At 63.3% G+C, this 20,219-nt stretch carries 19 protein-coding genes and 1 tRNA gene; 6 read left to right on the forward strand and 14 right to left on the reverse strand.

Going from position 1 to position 20,219, the window contains the following annotated elements; all coding sequences use genetic code 11:
• Positions 1–150 precede the first annotated feature (150 nt).
• Positions 151–954: a LytR/AlgR family response regulator transcription factor gene (locus HME9302_RS12025; RefSeq protein ID WP_115367211.1), complete on the reverse strand. Its 804-nt coding sequence runs from the start codon at positions 952–954 to the stop codon at positions 151–153.
• Positions 951–2,288, reverse strand: coding sequence for a sensor histidine kinase (locus tag HME9302_RS12030; RefSeq protein ID WP_115367739.1), 1,338 nt, complete (start codon positions 2,286–2,288; stop codon positions 951–953). Before HME9302_RS12030 ends, HME9302_RS12025 begins: the two co-directional genes overlap by 4 nt.
• A 101-nt stretch (positions 2,289–2,389) precedes the next feature.
• Here HME9302_RS12030 and HME9302_RS12035 point away from each other — a divergent pair, with 101 nt between their 5' ends.
• Complete coding sequence (locus HME9302_RS12035; RefSeq protein WP_115367212.1) at positions 2,390–2,995, forward strand: HD domain-containing protein; 606 nt, start codon at positions 2,390–2,392, stop codon at positions 2,993–2,995.
• A gap of 4 nt (positions 2,996–2,999) precedes the next feature.
• Here HME9302_RS12035 and HME9302_RS12040 read toward each other — a convergent pair whose 3' ends face one another.
• From HME9302_RS12040 to HME9302_RS12085, 10 genes are all read right to left on the reverse strand, one after another.
• Positions 3,000–4,070 (reverse strand): M48 family metalloprotease, encoded by a 1,071-nt coding sequence (locus HME9302_RS12040; protein ID WP_147270821.1) that lies wholly within the window; start codon positions 4,068–4,070, stop codon positions 3,000–3,002.
• 18 nt (positions 4,071–4,088) lie between these two features.
• Positions 4,089–4,799 carry a DsbA family protein gene (locus HME9302_RS12045; protein WP_115367214.1) on the reverse strand — a complete coding sequence of 237 codons (711 nt, stop codon included), beginning with the start codon at positions 4,797–4,799 and terminating at the stop codon, positions 4,089–4,091.
• Between the two features lie 26 nt (positions 4,800–4,825).
• The gene (locus tag HME9302_RS12050) at positions 4,826–6,217 is read right to left on the reverse strand and encodes a M48 family metalloprotease (RefSeq protein ID WP_115367215.1); all 1,392 of its coding nucleotides are present in this window, start codon (positions 6,215–6,217) and stop codon (positions 4,826–4,828) included.
• Between the two features lie 10 nt (positions 6,218–6,227).
• The gene (locus HME9302_RS12055) at positions 6,228–7,202 is read right to left on the reverse strand and encodes an alpha/beta hydrolase (RefSeq protein ID WP_115367216.1); all 975 of its coding nucleotides are present in this window, start codon (positions 7,200–7,202) and stop codon (positions 6,228–6,230) included.
• Entirely contained in the window at positions 7,202–8,377 is a 1,176-nt protein-coding gene (locus HME9302_RS12060) for an App1 family protein (RefSeq protein WP_115367217.1), read from the reverse strand. Before HME9302_RS12060 ends, HME9302_RS12055 begins: the two co-directional genes overlap by 1 nt.
• A 77-nt stretch (positions 8,378–8,454) precedes the next feature.
• Positions 8,455–10,248: a PAS domain-containing protein gene (locus tag HME9302_RS12065; RefSeq protein WP_115367218.1), complete on the reverse strand. Its 1,794-nt coding sequence runs from the start codon at positions 10,246–10,248 to the stop codon at positions 8,455–8,457.
• A gap of 146 nt (positions 10,249–10,394) precedes the next feature.
• Positions 10,395–10,892, reverse strand: coding sequence for a DUF2141 domain-containing protein (locus HME9302_RS12070; RefSeq protein WP_230079997.1), 498 nt, complete (start codon positions 10,890–10,892; stop codon positions 10,395–10,397).
• Positions 10,853–11,584 carry a sterol desaturase family protein gene (locus tag HME9302_RS12075; RefSeq protein ID WP_230079998.1) on the reverse strand — a complete coding sequence of 244 codons (732 nt, stop codon included), beginning with the start codon at positions 11,582–11,584 and terminating at the stop codon, positions 10,853–10,855. The genes HME9302_RS12070 and HME9302_RS12075 overlap by 40 nt, the downstream gene beginning before the upstream one ends.
• 97 nt (positions 11,585–11,681) lie before the next feature.
• Positions 11,682–12,149: an MmcB family DNA repair protein gene (locus HME9302_RS12080; protein ID WP_115367742.1), complete on the reverse strand. Its 468-nt coding sequence runs from the start codon at positions 12,147–12,149 to the stop codon at positions 11,682–11,684.
• Positions 12,150–12,329: 180 nt separating this feature from the next.
• Entirely contained in the window at positions 12,330–12,737 is a 408-nt protein-coding gene (locus tag HME9302_RS12085) for a hypothetical protein (RefSeq protein WP_181815765.1), read from the reverse strand.
• Positions 12,738–12,903: 166 nt separating this feature from the next.
• Here HME9302_RS12085 and HME9302_RS12090 point away from each other — a divergent pair.
• Positions 12,904–12,980: transfer RNA gene (locus HME9302_RS12090), tRNA-Arg, on the forward strand.
• Between the two features lie 30 nt (positions 12,981–13,010).
• Here HME9302_RS12090 and HME9302_RS12095 read toward each other — a convergent pair.
• Positions 13,011–14,543, reverse strand: coding sequence for a long-chain-fatty-acid--CoA ligase (locus tag HME9302_RS12095; protein ID WP_115367219.1), 1,533 nt, complete (start codon positions 14,541–14,543; stop codon positions 13,011–13,013).
• Between the two features lie 187 nt (positions 14,544–14,730).
• On the opposite strand from HME9302_RS12095, the gene HME9302_RS12100 reads away from it, so the two are divergent.
• Together HME9302_RS12100 and HME9302_RS12105 are read left to right on the forward strand one after the other, a co-directional pair.
• The gene (locus HME9302_RS12100) at positions 14,731–15,822 is read left to right on the forward strand and encodes a diacylglycerol/lipid kinase family protein (protein WP_181815766.1); all 1,092 of its coding nucleotides are present in this window, start codon (positions 14,731–14,733) and stop codon (positions 15,820–15,822) included.
• A 13-nt stretch (positions 15,823–15,835) separates the two neighbouring features.
• Complete coding sequence (locus tag HME9302_RS12105) at positions 15,836–16,759, forward strand: hypothetical protein (RefSeq protein WP_115367221.1); 924 nt, start codon at positions 15,836–15,838, stop codon at positions 16,757–16,759.
• 32 nt (positions 16,760–16,791) lie between these two features.
• On the opposite strand, the gene HME9302_RS12110 is transcribed toward HME9302_RS12105, so the two are convergent.
• Positions 16,792–17,289, reverse strand: coding sequence for a DUF2141 domain-containing protein (locus HME9302_RS12110; protein ID WP_115367222.1), 498 nt, complete (start codon positions 17,287–17,289; stop codon positions 16,792–16,794).
• Positions 17,290–17,611: 322 nt separating this feature from the next.
• Here HME9302_RS12110 and rpe point away from each other — a divergent pair, with 322 nt between their 5' ends.
• Positions 17,612–18,274, forward strand: coding sequence for a ribulose-phosphate 3-epimerase (gene rpe, locus HME9302_RS12115; protein ID WP_115367223.1), 663 nt, complete (start codon positions 17,612–17,614; stop codon positions 18,272–18,274).
• A gap of 98 nt (positions 18,275–18,372) precedes the next feature.
• Positions 18,373–20,211, forward strand: coding sequence for a heparinase II/III family protein (locus HME9302_RS12120; protein WP_181815809.1), 1,839 nt, complete (start codon positions 18,373–18,375; stop codon positions 20,209–20,211).
• The last annotated feature ends 8 nt before the right edge of the window (positions 20,212–20,219 follow it).

Raw genomic sequence — 20,219 nt, forward strand, 5'->3', positions numbered from 1 at the left:
ATAGCCTAAGGGAGCGGACGCGACCGCCGGCGCCTGAGGCCAGACCAACTATTCACGGCAATCCATAGGCCCACCGGGCCGCCCGCAGCGAAGCGGACGTAGTCCGTGAAAGCGAGGAAGCCGCACACCCGGATGGGTGTGCACGAAAACCTAATGCACGAACCGGGCGACCACGTCGCGGTAGCTGCGGCTGACTTTTACCTCGGCACCGGATTCCAGCACCAGGAAGCATTCGCCGTTGGTGTGCGGCTTTACCTGCCGGACCTGGTTCAGATTGACGATGGTGGAGCGGTGGACGCGCTGGAATGTGCGTGGGTCCAGGCGGCGCTCCAGATCCTTCATCGTTTCGCGAAGGATCAGCGAATTGTCGCCGGTATAGATGCACATGTAATCGCCAGCCGCCTCGATATGTTCGATCGAATCGGTTTCCACGCGAAAGATCTGGCCGCGATCCTTGATGTTGATGAGCTTTTCGAAACGGTCGCTGGTTTCCGACGTGCCGTCACCTTCGGCAAATTCTTCCGCTGCATCCGGCGCGACTTCCTGCAGCACGTGGATGAGCTTTTCCGCGTCTTCGGTGCTGCGCTTTTCAGCCAGCCGCACGCGCACACGCTCGATCGTGTCGGCCAGCTTGTCCTCGTCTACCGGCTTCATCAGGTAATTTACCGCATTGGCCTCGAACGCGCGGATGGCGTGTTCCTGGAAAGCGGTAACGAAAACGAACAGCGGAGGTTCGATTTCCATCACGCCTTTCACGACCGAAAACCCGTCGAAGCCGGGCATCTGGATGTCGAGGAAAACCAGATCGGGTTTCTCGGTCTTGATCTTGCGGATCGCCTCGCGCCCGTTGGAGCAGGTGTCGATGATCTCGACATCCTCGAAGGGTTCCAGGCGCAGTTGCAGGCCCTGGATGGCAAGCTTCTCATCGTCGACGAGGATGGTGCGGATGGTCATGATGAAGTTCCGATATCTGGCTTCTGACGCAGGTTGGTGTCGCCGGTGGGGGCGGCAGGTTTCGAGTATGATCTGGCAGGCAGGTTTGGACCCGGCGGATTGGCACCGGAAAAGGCGGGCAACAGACCGGGTGCATCGGTCCTGCTTTCGCTGATGCTGCTATTACCGTCGCTTGTACCGGTGTCCTCTGTGGGGGCAGGAGTGAAAGGTATCTCGATAATCACGGTAAACCCTCCTTCGGCCGGGTTGCGTATTTCGAACAGGTGCCGGTCGCTATAGGCCTGCGCCAGGCGGTCCCGTATGTTGGTCAGGCCGACGCCGGTGGACTGGCGGCGGTCGAACCCGGTGACGGCATCGGGCAGGCGCTGGCCACTTCCAGGAGTGGGACGCATGCCCGGGCCGGTATCGGACACTTCGATGCGAAGCGTCTCCTGTTCGATAGAAGGGTCCCAGCCTGAACGCGCGCTTACCCGGGCGGTAACGGTGATCCGCGCGCCTTCCTCCTGCGGGGAAACCGCGTATTTGATCGCATTTTCCACCAGCGGTTGCAGCAGCATGGAGGGGAGGCAGGCCTTGGCTGCCTGGTCGCTGATTTCAAATCCGGTGCGCAACCGATCTTCGAACCGCATCCGCTCGATATCGAGATACAGTTTCAGCGTGGCCACTTCCTGTGCCAGCGTAACGTTGGCGCCCGGTTCGGTAATCAGCGTGTGGCGCAGGAAACTGGACAGCCGCGTCAGCATGGCGTTGGCGGGTGCGGTCTGTTTCAGCAGCACCAGCGTACTGATGGAATTCAGCGTGTTGAACAGGAAATGCGGGTTCAGCTGATACCGCAGCATGGCCAGTTGCGCGCCGGTCGCCCGTGCCTGCAACCGCTCCATCTGATCGGCGTGTTCTTCCACCTGGATGAAGAAATTAATGGCATAATACAGCGCCGACCATGCGCCAAGCAGGATCAGGTCGATGAAGATATACCCCATCGCGCGCCGCACGATCGACGATGAACTGTCAGGGAAATACAGCGTGCTGACCCAGCTATCGATGAACGCGAACAGCATCACCCCGATCGCCAGCGCCAGCGCGGTGACCGACCAGGTGACGATCGGCCTGCGATTGAGCAGATCCTGATAGACAACCGAAAGCGCTGTGCTGATGGAAAAGCCGGTGATTGTGGCGATCATTACGATCAGTACGAAAGACAGGTCCTGATTGCCGGCCAGCGCCGACATGACGCGCAGCAGGAAGGCCCCGCCCCAACCGGCGAATTGCAGGTTCCAGAACGCGCGGTTCTTGTTGGCGAAAAAGGGTGTGGGTTCGAAGGGCAGCACGGCCATGGCACCCGTCATAGCCGATTTCAGGCGTCTGCGGCAGGCCCTTTTGCCATCCGGTGCACGATGCGGTATTTTGTACAACCTGCCCTATAGGAGACTCTCGCATGGACGTTGATCAGGATATTGCGCACGGCGCTGCCGAACGGGCGAAGTTCCGCGAGATGAAGGACGGAACGGCGCAGGACTGGGCTGTGATCGGCGGGCAGTATCGGGCCTTTGCGAAGGGCCTGCCGGACCGTGTGCTGACCCACCTCAAGATACTCGACGGCGATTTCGGCGGCTTTCCGGTTCACCGGCTGGAACATTCGCTGCAAACCGCCACCCGCGCACACCGTGACGGGCGGGGCGAGGATTACGTGGTGATGGCGTTGCTGCATGACATTGGCGACACGCTGGGAAGCTACAATCACCCCGACGTCGCCGCCGCAATCATCAAGCCCTTCGTCAGCGAGGAACTGCACTGGATCTGCCAGCATCATGGCGCGTTCCAGGGGTATTATTTCTGGCATTATATCGGAATGGACAAGGATGCCCGCGACGAGTTTCGCGGTTCGCCCTATTTCGATGCCTGCGCGGAGTTCTGCGAGAAATACGATCAGGCCGCGTTCGATCCCGACTATGACAGCGAGCCGCTGGAGTTCTTCGAACCGATGGTGCGCCGGGTCATGGCAAAACCGCTACCTGCGGCCATGTCGGTAGCCGCGGAGTGACACCTTAAAGTCTAGCGGCAGCTGCGCGAATCCGGGGTAATTGCAGGCGCCAGTCGAGCTTCGTTCCGTCCGGCTGTCCCGCCTGCGCGCTTTCAATGAGAGCCATTTCCCGGCCAATCGCTGCAGCCCGGTCCTGCCAGCTGTCATGCGTGCGCTTGCGGAACAGTCCGCCGCCATGATCAGGCCCCCAGCGGCGCATAAAGGCTTCGGCAGCGCGGGGCGGATAACCGGCATTCGCCAGCAGCCACGGGCTGAGCAAATCGGCCTCGCGCTCGGTCACCCGAATGGCCGCGCTCGTGCGTTCGGTGGCGTTGAGCCGCGCCCTATGGGCCAGGATATTGTGCGCCAGCTCATGCGCGATGGCGGCGGCAAACTCATGCGGTGCGTAGTCGAAACCGGCAAATTCCGTGCCGAAGATCACGCGCTCGCCATCGGCGCTGGCGCGGTCCGTTTTAGGATGGATTTCGAAGCGGGTCCGGCACACCGGATCCCCGGTCAGCGTAGTGATGCTTGCGCCGGATGCGCCCGTATCGGTGGTCCAGGTGATGGCGACACTGCCATCTGCCATCAGCGACGCGTCGATCGCATCATGCATCGCCGTCAGCCTGCGCCATAGCGGGGTTTGCGGTTCGGGCGGGGGCACGCCGTCGACCGCCAATATCGCGGCGTTTACCGGTATCGATGCACGCGCGGCGGCGGAACCGCCTGCCACTGCCTGCACGCCGATATCGCTGGCGGCATGGAACATACGCCTGGCAATATCGGGCCGGTCGTAGGCGGCGCGATCGTGCAGCAGTATCCCGATGGAAGTGATTGCACGGCTGCAAAATGGCGCATTGGCTTTCGCCAGTCGGTAGCCGAACGTTTGCAATGCTGCATTTTGCGACTGCATCTTCGCGATGGAGCGGCGGTAATTGCTTTCCTCTCGCGTGGGAGCGTCATTGCTGGCGCTGGTAATGACCAAGGGAGTTTGCCGCGTTCCCGTCACCTCCTGCGCAATCGCCGGCGCGGTGGCGCCAATGGCCAGCATTGCAGCCATGACGGCAACAGGACGTCCGAGAGTTGTGGTCGTCATACGCACCTTACGCACGCGTCACGCGCCGGAAGGTTCAGGTGCGGGATTGGCAAGCGCTTCGGCCAGTCGGTCCTTGCCCACGGCCCCTTCCACGATGCGGTTTCCGGCCACCCAGCTGGGCGTGCCGGTGAAGCCCAGCCGTTCCGCCAAGGTCATGGTTTCAGCGATTTCGCGGGTGACCTCGTCCGATGCGGCGGTCACGCGTGCGCGGTCCATGTCGAGGCCGGCTTGCCGCGCTGCCGCATCGATGCTGCCGGGTGAAACGCGTCCGGCGGCAAACATCGCCTCGTGGAAGGCTGCGAACTTGTTCTGCTTGGCTGCGGCGAGAGCCATGCGCGCGGCCGCTTCACTGCCTTCGAACACCGGCCATTCCCGCACGACCACGCGCAAATCCGGGTTATCCGCAATCAGCGCCGCCACATCGGCGCGCGACTGGCGGCAATACCCGCATTGGTAATCGGTGAACTCGACCAGCGTGACGGAGCCTTCCGGATTGCCCAGCACCATGCCGGGGAACGGGGCGGACACCTTGCCCGCCACTTCGACCAGCCGCTTCTCCTTCTCGCGCGCTTCGTAAGCGGCGGCCATTTCGGGCAGCAATTCGGGGTTTTCGAGCAGATATGCGCGCGTATTCGCATCGGCCAGCCCCGACATTTGCCAGATGGCGGCACCGGCAAAACCGCCGGCAAGCGCCAGCAGGACGGTCAGTATAATCGAGCGGAGGGACATCGTCGCGGGCCGGTTCTCGCTAACGCTCAGCGCCGGCCGCGCCGGTTGTCGTCACGCTCCAGCTCGGCCGTCGCTTGTAGCCGGATATCCTGCGCTCGCAGCCAGTCGGGCGTATATTCCGGCAGGCCTGCCTCTGCCGCCTGCGCACTGCGGAGCGCGCGGGCGTATTCCCCGCTCATCACCTGCTGTTCCGCGCTGGCGAGGCGCGCGCGCGGCATGTCGCCCCGCGCAGCATAGACCACGCCCAGCTGGTACCAGGCGAAAGGATTGCGGCGGTCGCGCGCCACCGCATTGCGCAGGACCTGCTCGGCTTCCGCGAAATTGTCCTTGTCCTCGGTCGCGATCAGCGCGTGGCCGAACATGGAGGCGATCAGGGGGTCGGAATTGCTGAGTTCGGTCGAGCGGCGCAGCGGCTCCAGCGCCTGATCCGGCTTGCCCGATTCCAGCATCACCTGACCCTTCAGTTCCAGAAAATATGGGTCGTCGGGGTCGGTCGCCATCAGCGCTTCTGTTTCCACCAGCGCCTTGTCGATCATGGCGTTGTTGTGATGGGCATAGGCGCGGGCATAGCGGGCGGGTGTGGTCTGGACGGTTTCGGGGTAGCGCTGCAACACGCGGGCGGGCGTATGGATATAGCCGTAGAGCTTGGCCTTCACCCGTTCGAAGCGGGCCTGCAATTCAGGATCGTCGGGCGCATCCCATGCCGGATCGGCGATGTAGGTTTCGCGCAGGGTCGAGATCCGGTCGCCGGAAAGCGGGTGGGTGCGGGTAAACGCAGCTTCGTCGTCCTGCGAGAAGCCATAGCGGAATTCCTGGTTCTGCAGCTTCTTGAAGAATTCGATCGAGCCGCGCCCGGAAATCCCGGCCTTGGAAAGATACTCGCTGCCCGCCGCGTCGGCACTGGATTCCTGTACCCTGCTGAAGGCGAGGAAGCGCCCTATCGCAGCGCGCTGGCCCGCCATCATCGCGGCCATACCCGCATCGGCGGCCCCGGCGGCAGCGGCAACCGCACCCAGCAGCATGGAAAGCACGGTAATCTTGGTCGCCTGGCCGACCCCCTCGCCGTAGCGGACGATATGCCCGCCGGTGATGTGGCCAAGTTCGTGCGCGATCACGCCCTGCACTTCGTTGGCGGTGTCCGCCTTGTCGATCAGCCCGCTATGGATATAGACCGCCTGCCCGCCCGCCACGAAGGCGTTGATCGATGGATCGTTTATGAGGACGATGTCAACATTACCGGGGGCCAGCCCGGCGGCCTCCACCAGCGGCGCGGCCATATCGTCCAACAGCTTTTCGGTTTCCGCATCGCGCAGCACGCTTTGTGCAGAAGCGGGCTGGGCAGCCATTGCCAAAAGCGCGGCGGCAGCCACCAGCTTTGCAGCAGCCGAACGGGCGAAATCGATGTGAGGTACGCGCATGGCGGTAATGCTAGCCGGTTTCGCCCTGAACCGCGACTGAAGGCGTGCCAGTTCGAGGGGCCGCATCGAGCGCCCGTTCGCGTTCGCGCAGGAAGTCCAGCACGGCCTTGCGCACCGTCCCTTCGCCGTTGAACGGGCGCGACAGGGCCATCACGACGGCGGCATGGTTCATACCGGCCACGATAACCGGATCGGTCGCCGCGCCGGCATCCGTCAGCGCCTTCGCCAGGGCAACCGAATTGCGCGGGCGCACCACCGTATCCTCGTCACCCGTTAGCAGCAGCATGGGCGGGGCGTCGCCGCGCGCGAAGTTGACGGGCTGGGTCGCTTCGGGGCGCGGTGCGTCGCCGAAGGCCTGTTTGGACGTATCCTTGTCGAAGGGATAGAAATCGTACGGGCCGGACAGGCCGACCACGCCGTCGATCGTGTCTTCGGGCAGCCCTTCGCGCCCAAGCCATTGCCGGTCCAGCCCCAGCATGGCGGCGTTATAGGCGCCGGCGGAATGTCCCATCAGGTATATACGTCCGGGATCGCCGCCATAATCCGCGATATTGTCCGTGACCCAGCGGACGGTTGCCGCGCCGTCTTCCAGCATGGCGGGAAATTTGCCGTCCGGGCCGAGCCGGTACCCAGCATTGACCACAACGAACCCTTCGGGCGCGAGATTGCGGGCGATGTAGGCGTATCCTTCCGGACTACCGGAACGCCATCCGCCGCCATGCAGCCAGACGATCACCGGCAGTTGCCGCGACGGTTCTGCGTCGGCGGGTGTGAACACCATCAGTCGCTGGCTTTCATGCGTCCCATATTTCACAGTTTCGGCAGCACTTGCATCGTCGGATGTCCAGAAGCTGTCGATCCGGTCCAGCGTTTCGATCGAATGGTTGCGGATCGACCACTGCCACGCGGCGAATGCCAGCACACCCAGCACGATCAGCGCGACCAGCGCCCACATCCAGCAACCCATCTTTCGCTTCCCCGCCATCACGAACTCCTTGTGCTCAATGCGTCCGCCGCTTCACCGGATGCCGCCACCTGCTCCACCGTTTCGACGATATTCTCCGCTTCGCCATCGCCTGCAAGGCCGATATCTTCCAGAAAGGCGTGCCCCGTGGCGTAATCATCGCCAAGCCACAGATGGACGCCGGTATCCTCGATGGCGGCTTTGGCAGCCAGTTCTTCGGGCGTCATCGCCTCGCCGGCAGTGCGGATGAAGACCGCCGCGATCCGTTCGGGCGCGGCGGCAACTACTTTGGCATAAGCTGTCAGGTCGCCCTGCGTATCGTCGCCGATCAGCGCGAATTTGATGTCGGGATAGGTTTCAAGAATGTCCGCAATGGCGCCAGCCTTGTGCGCGCCGTGGCTGGAACTGCCGAACGTCGCACGGTTGAGGCCCCAGTCGCGCAGCATCAACGGGCCGAGCGGTAGCTTGTTGTGACGCTGGAACTGGACGAGATAGGAAAACAGGTTCCACGGGCTGGACGAAACATAGAAGAACGGCCGGTGGCTGGCAGCGACGCGAGCGCCGACCTCGTCTGCCTCGCGCAGCACCTCGCCCCCGCCCAGCACGTTGTAGAACGCATCGGAGCCGGGCACCGCGATCCGTTCCTCCGGTAGTTGGGCGAGCACACGGCGCCAGTTGCGCAGGAATTGGCGAAACCCGCCGGTAATGCCGGTTTCGATGATCGTATCGTCGATGTCGGACACGACTGCGATCGTGGTGTTGCTACCCGGGACCAGCATATGCGCATGCACGCATTGCGGACCCTTGCGGTTTTCCCAGTGCAGGCTGGCAGTTTCCCACGCAGGATCCGCCGGCAGATCCCAACCCTCCTCCATATTGCTGCCATCCAGCTCGCCCAGGGCGATATCGAACCGGACGAAGCCTTCGCTATCGGTGACGGCATCATGGGTATGCGTAGTGCCCGCAGGAGATTTGATTTCCAGCCGCACCGGCAGATCGGGCTGCTCGCGGCTGGCGAACTGGGTTATCATGGTGCGCAGTGCCTGGATGCGGCCACCGGCCTGCCTGCCCCCATTGGCCGCGCCGAAAACCGGCTTACCGGATCGCAATGCGCGCGCTGCCAGCACCAGCCGGTGGCGACTTCGATAACCGAAATAGGGTTGGATGCGGATGGGCGGGCCGTGAATGATGTCCATGGCCGCCACGGCTAGCGCGGCGGGGCGAGTCCGTATAGTCCCGCGCTTCGCGATACCTATGGCAGGCGCGGGTAGTTTCAGCCTGTCAATTTACGCGCGGCGCGTTCGACCAGCGCGGCATCGTCCTCGATTTCGCCCAGCATCACGATTTCGCCTTCGGGTGTGCGGCGGATCATGACCAGCGCGAATTCCTCGCCATCATGGGCAATGTCATCGAAGCTTTGGGGTGGGATCGCGCGCAGCTTCCGCGCCAGTTTCTCGCGCGGGCCGTCGGCCTTTTCACCTGCCGCATTGGCCTCGCGGCGCAGGCGGCGTTCCTCTGTAACCACCCCTTTCAGGCCGCCTTCCGCATTGGCGAGGAAGTGTGACAGATGCCCGCGTTCGATGCCGATGCGGTGGGCATGGGTCAGGACGGCCGCGTATTCGGTCAGCCGGGTCTTGTCGTAATCTGTGCCGAAGACCAGCTTGACCACCGGAGTCATCGGGGCGCGTTCCTGCACCGTCAGCCCGTTTTCGCTGACAAGCTCGTCATAGGCTTCCGGTTCGGCCTGCGCGGCAAGGCTGACATCGTAGGCACGGCCCACGGCATCATACAGCGCGTTGCGGCTGCGATCTTCGCAACTGCGCGCAGCCTGGGCGAGGTCGCGGGCAGCGGCAAGGCAATCGGCAAGGGGCAGCGGTGCGTCTGCGGTGTCCGTTTCGCCTTCCGCCTCTGCTGCAAAATCCGCTGCAGGCGGTGTGATCGCATCGACCGAATATTGCGGATCGAAATCCGGTTCCGGCTGGTCCCAGCTTTCGTCCAGCGGCGCTTCCAGTTCACTCAGATCGAGCGGCGGCAAAGCGGGCGTCTTGGTCTGCCGGCGGACTACATCGAGCATGCCGCGCGGGATGAAGGCGATGGCGTCATCGTCCGTACCATCGCTGCCGTCTTCACCATATTCGTCGTCGTAATCGTCTTCCTCGATAGCAGCATCTGCGCCGCTGTCCGATGCGATGGATTCCAGACTGCCGAAGGATGGTCGCGGCAAAGCGCTTTCGTCGTCCGGTTCCCCCCCGTCTGCCGTATCGTCTGCCGCATCATCCGCCACCGCATCGCTGGCTGCCGCGTCGTCCAGGGCCGTGTCCCTGGGAACGTCGGCCCAGTCTGTGACCGGGTCGGAGGAGCGCAGGACGGGGTCGGGTAAAACATCCTGCGCTTCCTCGTTTTGGTCGTCGTCGGCTTCCGGTTCGTCGGGAAGAGGGGCATCGCTTGTCAGCGGTGCATCTGCGGTTTCCAGCGCCTGGTCGATTTCCAGCAGCAGCGCGTCGCTCGTCAGCTGGTCGGCCATCTCCTTCCAGTTGATGACGCCATAGATGAAATCGATAGTGTCGTCGTCGCTGGAGAAGGGCAGCAGAATACCGCGATAAAGAATGGTCGCGCCGCGCTGGTTCACGAACTCCGCTTCGAAACCGATCGGGGCCTGATTGGCCAGGATCTGCATGTAATGATCCGTGATCCGGCTCAACAGGCTGCGGCTGGGCACGTCGCTCAACGTTTCGATGCTGTCATCGGTGCCGCATTCGCGTGCCAGTTCCGCACCCAGATACGGGATGCCCGGGTCTTCTACCCCGGCGGTAAAATCGAGGAGTACGCTATAGGGGCCGAAATCAGGCAGGTTTTCCGGTTCGAGATCTTCGATCGAGGGGAAGCTGCGGTCGGCCAGCAGGCCGGCCCAGTGATTATAGGCGCGGACCTGCATCCGGCGCTCGTCCTGCCCGATGGGGGACGGCGGCACCTCACGCTCGATCTCGTCCTCGGCGGACGGATCATAGGCGTCAGCCGGCGAAAGGCCGGTGCTGTTGGTGTCGAAATGTCCACGCAAGCTGTCCATGGCTGCGTTTGCCCCTTGATGGTTAATACAAGGGTGTTCTGGCGCGACATGGTAAACATCGCGTTAAGTTGCGCGAGATCGCGAATGACGGGTTAGACAGGCGACCGGGCAACTTGTCGGAAATCGGCGCGCCATTTGCCAATGGCCTAGAATATATAGCGCATCTTGATGGTCTGGCGGGGCAGTCGCGGGCCGACTTCGATGGCGGCATCCCGGAACTTGGGCGGTCCCATACGGGCCTCTGCATCGCGTGAAAAACCGAACCCTTCGCGCGGCAGCATCAACGCCTTGTCTGCCTTGCCGTTGCCATTTTCGTCATGCAGCAAAGCGATTGCGTATGTGCCGGCGGGGACACCTTCGAAACGCAGGCGAACCTCGCCCGACGCGGGCACCATCACCCGGAAAGCCAGCCGGTCCTTGCCGCATTTGGGGAAGCTGGATGCACTGCGCGTCATGCAGGCGAGCACCCTGCCCTTGCCCGAACGCAGGTTGGTCACCGAAACCTCGACATTCGAAGTAGCCCCTGTCGCAGATGCTGGCGGCGCAGGGTCCGAGGCTGCTGGAACCGCGCCTGCCACCGCCATCACGGTCAGGGCGGAAAGCGTCAGCCCGCGTTTGGCGACAGCCCGCGATCGGTCCCGCACAGCCTGTCCCAAAACCGGAAATACAAGCCGTAATTGCATGAATAGGCCTCGTGATGATGTTGGTGATGACTGGCCGTTATCAGCCATGCCCCGACGCGCGAATGCACCAGCCATTTCGGAAACATCTCCCATCCCATGTGATTGGTGACGCCCATCACCGTCATGATCGTAAGCACGGCTGTTAGCATGGATACATGAATGGGAACTAAAAACACCAACAGCGGCACGACGAACGCCCCCGTCAGCGCCTCGAACGGATGGAAGCTCATCGCGGCCCAGGCCGTGGGCGGGCGGCTGGCATGGTGAACCGCGTGCATGACGCGGAATGGGCGCGGCCGGTGCATCCACCGGTGGGTCCAGTAGAACCATGTGTCGTGGACGAACAGATAGATGAACAGCGAGACCGGCAGGTACCACAAGGGCATCGCGTCCCAGCCGGTGTAAACACGCGTCCAGCCGTGTTCCTTCCACCCCCACAGCGCAAAGCCTGCCGGAATGCCGTAAATCGCCGCCGACAAGAGCGACCAGCGCAATTCGCGCCGGATCTGGGGGCTAAGCCCGTCGTAAATGCCGGGGCGGACCTTGCGGCTGAGCCATGCAAACCCGCCGCTTATGGCAAGATAGCGCACAGCCACGATCGCCGTCATCACGGCGCTGGTCAGAACCAGGGACAGGAACAGGGTGCCGGTCATGCCGCCATCCTATGCCGCAAGGGTTAACGCAGCGCGAGGCCTATCGGTTTGCACGAGCGCGCGACGTCCGCACCGGGGACCGCACTCCCGGGCGTAGTCAGGTTCCGGCGCCGGCGCCCCACGGCGCGCAATGTTCGTCCGCGCCAACGACCTGCCGCCGTAGCGATGTGCGGCACAGGCGTTCCACTTCCACCTTCCGGCGAGCAGCAGCCAGCGGGTGGGAGGGCGCAGGCCGCACGATTTCCGCATCGTAGCCATCCGCCACGATCACCCCGCAGCAATCGGGGCGATAATCCTCTCCCTCCAGCACGGCACGGTCGAGCTCGGGCGGCAGGCCCCAGTAAAAGCGGTCGCAATGATCGAGATAATCGGGCCATTTGCCATCGCCCAACAGATCGGCGCGGCTCACCTTAATCTCCACGATTACGATACGGCCCTTGGGATCGATCCCCATCAGATCGGCCCGCCGGTTGTTGCGCAGCGGCATTTCGGACAGGCACCAGATATCGTTGCGCGCAAACAGGCGCTTGATACCCCGCGCCACGGCAACTGCATCGGCAATCATGTCGCGGGACAGATCCGTTGCCGGTTTGCGAATCTGCGGAGTATCCATCGAAGGGCGGGCGAGAGCGCGTGAATTCATGCTGCCAATGTGGAACGAATAGCGAACACGGTCAAGCGCCCATGGCTTCCGAGGCGACACAAATGTCAGGCGGCGCGCTAGCCGGCGTTCCGGCGTGTCCGGTTACTTTGCCAAAGCCAGCAGGGCAGAACGGGAAGCGTGATATTCGCGCCACAGAACGAGCGCGGGTACCCGTGCATTTTGCCCTCGTTCCAGCACGCCTAGCAGCGCGGCTACGCCGGGCGTCAGGATCGCGGCGAGATCGGCGAGCCGCTGCGCAGCCTCGTCCAGGCGCCAACCGCCGGCTTCGTGGATTAGATCCGGGAAGGCGCGAGGCTGGTCCGAGGCGGGTTCCGGCGCGAGACCGGCCATGAAAGATACCGCCCGCGCCGCATCCTCGACCGCCGCCCACTCGGCTGCAAACGCGCTTGCTTGGTTATCTGCGTGGTTGTCTGTCTGCTCATCGCCCGCACCTGCGGGTGCCGCAGAATGCGCAGCGGTGCCTTGGAAGGAGTTCGAAACAGCGTTCATGGATGCCACCCCTAACCGCATTTCGCTTGCCAATTCGCTAACGCGCGGGCGGGCAAGCCGTGGCCAAGCAGCCCCTGACGATCCCGGCCCACATTCCCCATGGCGCAGCGCATCGCCCTTTGCTAAAGGCCCCGCCTGCGCCGGGTCAACCTGGCAAAATGCACCGGCACCCGTAGCTCAGCTGGATAGAGCGCTGCCCTCCGAAGGCAGAGGCCAGAGGTTCGAATCCTCTCGGGTGCACCACAATTTCAGTCCGGCGATCCGGCACCTTGGTCAGTTTACCTGCCGGTCGCGTCCGGCCCAGTAGGGTTCGCGCAGGGTGCGGCGCAGGATCTTGCCGGAGGGGTTCCGGGGTAATTCGGCGATGAAGTCCACGCTTTTGGGGCATTTGAACCCGGCGATCCGTTCGCGGGCGTAGGCGATCACATCGCCTGCTTGCAGATCGGTGCCGGGTTTGCGTACCACCACTGCCTTGACCGCTTCGCCCCAGGCATCGTCCGGCACGCCGATTACCGCGACGTCGGCGATGGCGGGATGCCCGTACAGCGCGCTTTCGACTTCGGCTGGATAGACATTCTCCCCGCCGGATACGATCATGTCCTTGATCCGGTCCTGGATGAAGAGATAGCCGTCTTCGTCGAGATAGCCCGCATCGCCGGTACGGAACCAGCCGCCGTCCAGCATGACGCGCGCCGTTTCTTCCTCGCGCTTCCAGTAACCGGCCATGATTGCAGGACCGCGAATGGCGATTTCGCCGGTTTCGTTCGCGCCAAGCGCTTCCAGATCTTCGCCCAAGATACGCAGTTCCATACCCGGCAGGGCCTGCCCGGCCGATCGCAGCGTATGTTCGCGGCCCGGCAAGTGATCCTCCGGTGACAGGGTGACCACCGTGCCAAAGGTTTCGGTCAACCCGTAAAGCTGGGCAAAGCCGCATTTCAGCCGCTCCACCCCTTCCTTCAGCAAATCGAGCGGGATCGGGCTGGCGCCGTAGGTAAGCCCGCGGACCGAGCTGAAGTCTGCCCGGTCCGCCTCGGGATGGGCGAGCATGATACGTAGCGCGGCGGGTACCAGGAAAATCCACTTCACCTGATGCCTGGCAATATCCGTCATCGTGAGCAGCGGATCGAATTCGGCATGGACGATGACTTCCATGCCGGACAACAGCCCGTTCAGCGCCATGCCGATGCCGGCGATGTGGCCATAAGGCATCGCCAGGATGCCGGTGTCGCCCGCGTCCGGCGCATACCAGTAGATGCCCTCCTTCTTCAGACGCTTGCGAGTGGCGGTGCCATTTGCATGGGTCAGCATGACGCCTTTGGGAGTACCGGTGGTGCCTGAGGTATATAGTTGGAGCAGCACGTCATCCGGCGAAACAGCGATACCAAGCGGGGTATCGGCCTGCGCATCGCGCCAGTCGTCGAAACCCGTTTCCATTTGCACGACCGGACCATCAAACCCGTCCGCGACGTTTATGAAGGCGTCCTCCACAAACAGCATGGCGGCCTCGCAATCGCGGATGATGGTCATGATTTCGGCAGGGGCGAGCCGCCAGATTATCGGCACCAGCACGACATTGGCCCGCGCCGCGCCTGCGATCAGTTCGACAGTACGGTCGCTGTTCTTGCCGACATAGGCGATGCGGGCGCCGGGTTCGCAACCTGCAGCGACGAAAGCACGGGCGATGCGGTTGGCGCGGCGATCGAGCTCGGCGTAATCGCATGTCCGGTCCTGGAACCGGACTGCGATTTGCGCCGGGCGTTCTGCTGCGTGACGAGCCAGTGCCTCGCCATAGGTTGTCGCTGTCATTGCCGGCCTTTCCCTGCGGCCGATTTGTACGTCGGCCTTGGCGCTGGAGTAGCAAGGAAGCGCTGCATGCGCCAAGTGCGGGATGCACTCGCCGGGTAAATCGACATGGGGTGGGCCGGGGCACGCGTTATGGCGCGCTGCATTATCCATTGGCCATACCCGCGCCGAACCCGTTAAGGGAGTACCCATGCCTGGTCCGATCAAGGAATTTTCCAGCCTGCCCGCCCGCGCCGAGTTGCGCGGCGACGATGCGGTATCGGGCAGCATAACCGGCGCGGGATCGGGCGGTGTGGTCGCGTTCCGCCAGTCATCCGTCCGGCGCGAAGGAGTGCCCCGGATCGGGGTGATCTACAATCCGCGCAGCCACGGTAACAAGGGCCGCGACCTCGCTTTGCATTCGCGTGGAGACAACGCGCCCGACATCGCCATCGCCACACCCGGCAAGCGACGCCAGATGCCTGCCCAGCTGGAGGAATTCGCGCGCAGCGGGATCGATTATCTCATCATCAATGGCGGCGATGGAACGGTGCGCGATGTGCTGACTTGCGGGCAGCCGTTCTTCGGTGACAATTGGCCCCGGATCGCGGTGCTGCCCAAGGGCAAGACCAATGCGCTGAATGTCGATCTGGGCGCGCCGAAGGACTGGACGCTGGATGCCGCGATCGATGCGCTGGACAGCGGCCGGGAAGTGCGCCGCCGCCCGCTCGCCATCGAACCGCTCGACCATAGTGCGGGCGTGCTGCAGGGCTTCATCCTTGGCGCGGGAGCATTTACGCGGGCCATTCGCGCTGGGCAGGGTGCGCACCGGATCGGGGCGTTCAACTCCATGGTGGTGGGTGTGACCACGGGCTGGGCGATGAGCCAGATCCTGCTGGGCGGTGCGCGCAACAAATATCGCCGCGGCGTAAAGATGGAACTGCTGCTGGGCGACCGGAAGACCCCGCTGCCGCATAGCGGCCTTGGCGAGGAAGACCGCCGCATGGTGCTGTTTGCCAGCACGTTGAAGAAGATGCCGTTCCGGCTGCAGCCATTTGGCAAACGCAAGGGAGCCATCAGGCTGGCCGCGATGGACCGCCCGCTGCGGCGCTATACGCCTTTGTTGCCCGCAGTCGCGGCGGGCTTGGACGGGGACTATCTGGCCGGGCGCGGCTTCCACCGTGCCGAAACAGACCGGCTGGAGATGCACGTGGAAGGGCAGTTCATCCTTGACGGGGAGGCGTTCCCGCCGGGAAATTACAGTGTCACGCTCGGCCCTGAATTGTGTTTCGTCGTTCCATGAGCGCTGTATTGCCGTGAGCGAGACACTTGCCGACCGGATAACGCGTTCCGCCGACCGGGCGGTGCATCCGGCCATTACCCAGTTTGCCGAACGGCTTGCGCATGAGGCAGGTGCCGCGGCGGTGCTGTTCTACGGTTCGAACCTGCGGACCGGCTCGCTCGACGGGGTGCTTGATTTCTATGTGCTGATGCCGGCGGATGCGGGTGAAAGCGTCCCAGCAAAAACTCGCGCCGATCGTATCTGGCCGCGAATCGGGTACCGCGAATGCAGCCATGACGCGCAGATATTGCGCGCAAAGACGGCGACCATGCCGATCGATACCTTTGCGCGGGCTGCAGCAGGAAGATCGCGCGATACCACTATCTGGACGCGGTTCGTGCAGCCGAGCGCATTGGTATGGTCGCGCGACGAGGCCGCGCGCGATGCGGTACTGGCCGCCTTGGCAGACGCGGCGAAGACGGCGTCACGGCTGGCCGCCACGCTGGGACCCGCCAGCGGGACCGCCGATGCCTATTGGCGCGCTTTGTTCCAAGCGACGTACAAGGCGGAGTTTCGCGTGGAGAAGCGCGGGCGGGAAGATTCCATCCTGTCGGTAAACGCCGACCATTTCGATGGATTGCTACCACTTGCCTGGTCGGCCCAGGGCCTCGTGTTCGAACGGGCGGGCAATACCCTGCGCCCAAGGTTGAGCGAGAAAGAGCAGCGGCGCGCCATGCGCTGGTGGCGCAGGCGGCGACGCTTGGGCAAACCGCTCAACCTGATGCGGCTGATGAAAGCGAGCACGACTTTCGACGGCGCGGCGCGCTATGCGGCGTGGAAGGTTGAGCGGCATACCGGCATTGCGATGGAGGTCACGCCGGCTCGCGAAAAGCGCCCGCTGCTGGCTGCGCCCGAAGTCCTTTACCGATTGTGGCGACACAGGCGCAAAAGGCACTGACGCCCATCAGCCCTGACTTGGCGCCGGCACGCTTACATGTAACGCATCCGGATGCGGATCGATTTCACGCCGGTACCGACGGAGAATGCGGTTTTCTTGTAACTTGGCTTGCCAAGATTGAGGATATTCAAGCTGGGATTGTTGGACATCGCCCCGCCATCGGTGGTGAGGTCCGTCTTGCCATTGCCGTTCTTATCGTGCCGTACCGCCACGGCATATGTGCCGGGGCCGGACACCGGCAGGCAAAACGTCATCGAACCGTTTTTAGCCCGAGTTTCGATCCGGCTCAGCCATTTGCCCTTTTTCAGCCATTCCCCTTCGGTACCGCGATAGATCTGCACCCGCATTGTGCCACTGGACTGGTCGATCCCGTCCACTGTCACCATAACGGCAGACGATGACCCGGCGTTACAGTCGGATAGATTGTTGGAAATAGTACGTTTGTACTGGGCGTGAGCAGGCACAGCCATTCCGATACTGCCCGCGATAAGACCGGCGGCCGCCAGGCCCATAATAATATGCTTTGTCATGATTATTCCCGTTCGACCGAAACCCGTGTCGGGCTGGTGATATGCGCTTGGTTTTAGGGAGAAGGCGCTGAATTGGCCCTGAATAGGCGGTGCAGGATGCGCGGCTGGCTGCCCGGCTTCCCCCCGCAAACATGGCTTTCAGGCAGGGTCTCGCGTTGGGCTGTCGCTCCGTATCGTAATTAACGATTCTTCGCATGCGAATCGCCGGAAATGCTGGGTTTCCATGTGGAAAACAGGTAAGGGCGCGCTTGTCGGTCCTGCAACCTAGGCGTAACCGACGTCGCAACCGTATCCACATTTTACCCAGGTTTCCCCCGGCACCATGCCCCAACCGTTGATCGCACCATCCATCCTTTCCGCCGATTTCGCACGGCTGGGGGAGGAAGTGCGCGCCATAGATGCGGCAGGCGCGGACTGGATCCATATCGACGTGATGGATGGACATTACGTGCCCAACATCACCATCGGTCCTGCCGTGGTGAAGGCGCTGCGGCCGCATTCGGACAAGGTGTTCGACGTACACCTGATGATCAGTCCGGTGGACCAGTATCTGGAAGCGTTCGCCGATGCGGGGGCCGATTATATTACGGTCCATCCCGAATCCGGGCCGCACGTCCATCGCACGGTGCAGGCGATCAAGGCGCTGGGAAAGAAGGCGGGCGTAGTGTTCAATCCCGCCACCCCGGTCGATACGCTGGACTATCTGATCGACCAGGTCGACCTCGTGCTGGTGATGAGCGTGAACCCGGGGTTCGGCGGTCAAAAATTCATCCATAACCAGCTCGCCAAGGTGCGCGATATCCGGGCGCGTATCGACGCCTCCGGCCGCGATATCCGGTTGCAGGTCGATGGCGGGGTGGATGCGGTGACCGCGCCGCTCTGCGTGGAGGCAGGGGCCGACGTGCTCGTGGCAGGTTCCGCCACATTCAAGGGCGGTCCCGACCATTATGCCGGCAATATCGCGGCGCTGAAGGGCGGCGTATAATGGATCTCGGCGTGCAATCATCGCGCGCCGCAGCGCCCGATACTTCCGACGGCACCGGCAATGGTGCAGCGCCCGACCATTCCGAACAGGAGGCGCAGATGGCTATCCCGCTGGCGCCGGGTCGCGACGAACCGGCCGCCGAACATGGCGCCAAATATTCAGGGTCGGATGATACCGACCTGCAGCCTGAAACGAAGGGTAGCGAACTGCTGGAGCCCGGTCGTGCGCTGGTCGTATCCGACTTTACAACGCCCCGCCTCAATCCCGGCGAGAAACTGATCCGGCTGGCGTATCGGATGGGCATCCCTTCCGCCACCATCGTGGCTCCGTTCCGAAAGGCGCAGCGTACCCGCTTGCTGGCTAAGGTAAAGCCGCCGGAATTCGGTGATCGCAGCGCGGGCATGGCTTTGCGTGCAGGCCACTTCCTGATTTATGGCGTCAAGGCGCCGATTGCGCAGATGGATTACGCCACCGGCGCGCCGCTCACGCCCCCGTTTGAACGCGCAATCCATGGCTTCGGCTGGATGCGGGATCTGGCGGCATGCGGTACGGTGGAACAGGTTGCGAATGCCGCGGGGCGCGTGACGTCAGGATGGCTTGCAGCCAATCCCAAGCCTGCGCGCGGTCCGGCATGGAAGGTCGAACATACCGGACATCGCCTGCTCGCGTGGCTGGTCCACGCGCCGCTGGTGCTGGACAAGGCTGACGACAAGGCGCGCACGCAGATCCTGCAGGCGATATCTGATACCGCGCGCTGGCTCGACCGGAATGTGACCAAGGCCGACGATCAGCTGGGTGCGGTAGCTGGCTGGGCGGCGATTACCGCCGCCGGGCTGTTGTTGCCCGACGGCAAGCCACGGCGTATCTTTGGTGAGGCCGGGCTGGTACGTGCGTTGGGCGAATTGGTGGCGGATGATGGCGGCGTGCTGTCACGCAGTCCGCTGGCGCAGATGGATGCCATCACCGTGCTGACCGACCTTGCCGCCTGCTACGAGGCTGCCGGACGCGACGTACCCGAAGCGCTCGATACTATGCGCGCGCTGCTGGTGCCGCCGCTGCTGGCACTGGTGCATAGCGATGGCCGGCTGGGGAGCTGGCAGGGTGCGAATTCCGTGCGCGCCCCACGTCTCGCCGCGCTGATTGCGGCCAGCGGGGTCCGTACCCGCCCGCTGAAGGATGTGCGGCAATGGGGGTATCAGCGGATCGCTGCCGGCAAAAGTGTGCTGCAACTGGACGCCGCGCCGCCGCCGCTGGCGCGCCACGCACGTTGGGGCTGCGCGTCTACGCTGGCGTTCGAACTGAGCAGCGGCGATCACCGGATCATCGTCAATTGCGGCGGGGCTGCGGTTGCCGGCGGACAGACGCCGGTACGGATCGAGCAGGGTCTGCGCGCCACGGCTGCGCATTCCACGCTGGTTCTGGACGATGCGAATTCCACCGCCGTCCATATCAAGGGCAAGCTTGGCGCGGGCGTGACGGAGGTCGAGGTGGACCGCCGTACGCTGCGCCGCGAAAACGGCACCGCCACTCGGATCGAGGCCAGCCATGACGGCTATGGCGCGCGTTACGGCCTGACCCATCGCCGCATCCTGATCATGAAGGATGATGGCGACGAGCTGCGCGGCGAGGATGTGCTGGTGCCCTCGGGCAAGAATGGCAAGCGCGGCAAGATCGGTTTCGCCATCCGCTTCCACATCGGCCTTGGCATCGAAATCGGCCTGGCGGAGGACCGGTTGGGCGCAGGGCTCGCCTTGCCGGACGGCAGCTATTGGCAGTTCCGCGTCGGCAATTCGAATTTCAACGGCGAGGTTGCCGTGGAAGAAAGCCTGTGGGTGGATGGCCAGGGCCGCCCGCAACCAATCCAGCAGCTTGTCATCCAGGGTATGACGAGTCGCGGCGGCGGGCGCTTTTCCTGGCTGTTGAAGAAAACGGGATAAGGTTCGCA

The sequence above is a fragment of the Alteripontixanthobacter maritimus genome (genome assembly GCF_003340475.1).
Lineage (GTDB): Bacteria > Pseudomonadota > Alphaproteobacteria > Sphingomonadales > Sphingomonadaceae > Alteripontixanthobacter > Alteripontixanthobacter maritimus.

What these genes read in the sequence shown, in the direction of transcription:
- HME9302_RS12025 (WP_115367211.1), bottom strand. Translation starts at nt 954, where the DNA reads ATGACCATCCGCACCATCCTCGTCGACGATGAGAAGCTTGCCATCCAG.
- HME9302_RS12030 (WP_115367739.1), bottom strand. Translation starts at nt 2,288, where the DNA reads ATGGCCGTGCTGCCCTTCGAACCCACACCCTTTTTCGCCAACAAGAAC.
- HME9302_RS12035 (WP_115367212.1), top strand. Translation starts at nt 2,390, where the DNA reads ATGGACGTTGATCAGGATATTGCGCACGGCGCTGCCGAACGGGCGAAG.
- HME9302_RS12040 (WP_147270821.1), bottom strand. Translation starts at nt 4,070, where the DNA reads ATGACGACCACAACTCTCGGACGTCCTGTTGCCGTCATGGCTGCAATG.
- HME9302_RS12045 (WP_115367214.1), bottom strand. Translation starts at nt 4,799, where the DNA reads ATGTCCCTCCGCTCGATTATACTGACCGTCCTGCTGGCGCTTGCCGGC.
- HME9302_RS12050 (WP_115367215.1), bottom strand. Translation starts at nt 6,217, where the DNA reads ATGCGCGTACCTCACATCGATTTCGCCCGTTCGGCTGCTGCAAAGCTG.
- HME9302_RS12055 (WP_115367216.1), bottom strand. Translation starts at nt 7,202, where the DNA reads ATGGCGGGGAAGCGAAAGATGGGTTGCTGGATGTGGGCGCTGGTCGCG.
- HME9302_RS12060 (WP_115367217.1), bottom strand. Translation starts at nt 8,377, where the DNA reads ATGGACATCATTCACGGCCCGCCCATCCGCATCCAACCCTATTTCGGT.
- HME9302_RS12065 (WP_115367218.1), bottom strand. Translation starts at nt 10,248, where the DNA reads ATGGACAGCTTGCGTGGACATTTCGACACCAACAGCACCGGCCTTTCG.
- HME9302_RS12075 (WP_230079998.1), bottom strand. Translation starts at nt 11,584, where the DNA reads ATGACCGGCACCCTGTTCCTGTCCCTGGTTCTGACCAGCGCCGTGATG.
- HME9302_RS12080 (WP_115367742.1), bottom strand. Translation starts at nt 12,149, where the DNA reads ATGATTGCCGATGCAGTTGCCGTGGCGCGGGGTATCAAGCGCCTGTTT.
- HME9302_RS12085 (WP_181815765.1), bottom strand. Translation starts at nt 12,737, where the DNA reads ATGAACGCTGTTTCGAACTCCTTCCAAGGCACCGCTGCGCATTCTGCG.
- HME9302_RS12095 (WP_115367219.1), bottom strand. Translation starts at nt 14,543, where the DNA reads ATGACAGCGACAACCTATGGCGAGGCACTGGCTCGTCACGCAGCAGAA.
- HME9302_RS12100 (WP_181815766.1), top strand. Translation starts at nt 14,731, where the DNA reads ATGCCTGGTCCGATCAAGGAATTTTCCAGCCTGCCCGCCCGCGCCGAG.
- HME9302_RS12110 (WP_115367222.1), bottom strand. Translation starts at nt 17,289, where the DNA reads ATGACAAAGCATATTATTATGGGCCTGGCGGCCGCCGGTCTTATCGCG.
- rpe (WP_115367223.1), top strand. Translation starts at nt 17,612, where the DNA reads ATGCCCCAACCGTTGATCGCACCATCCATCCTTTCCGCCGATTTCGCA.
- HME9302_RS12120 (WP_181815809.1), top strand. Translation starts at nt 18,373, where the DNA reads ATGGCTATCCCGCTGGCGCCGGGTCGCGACGAACCGGCCGCCGAACAT.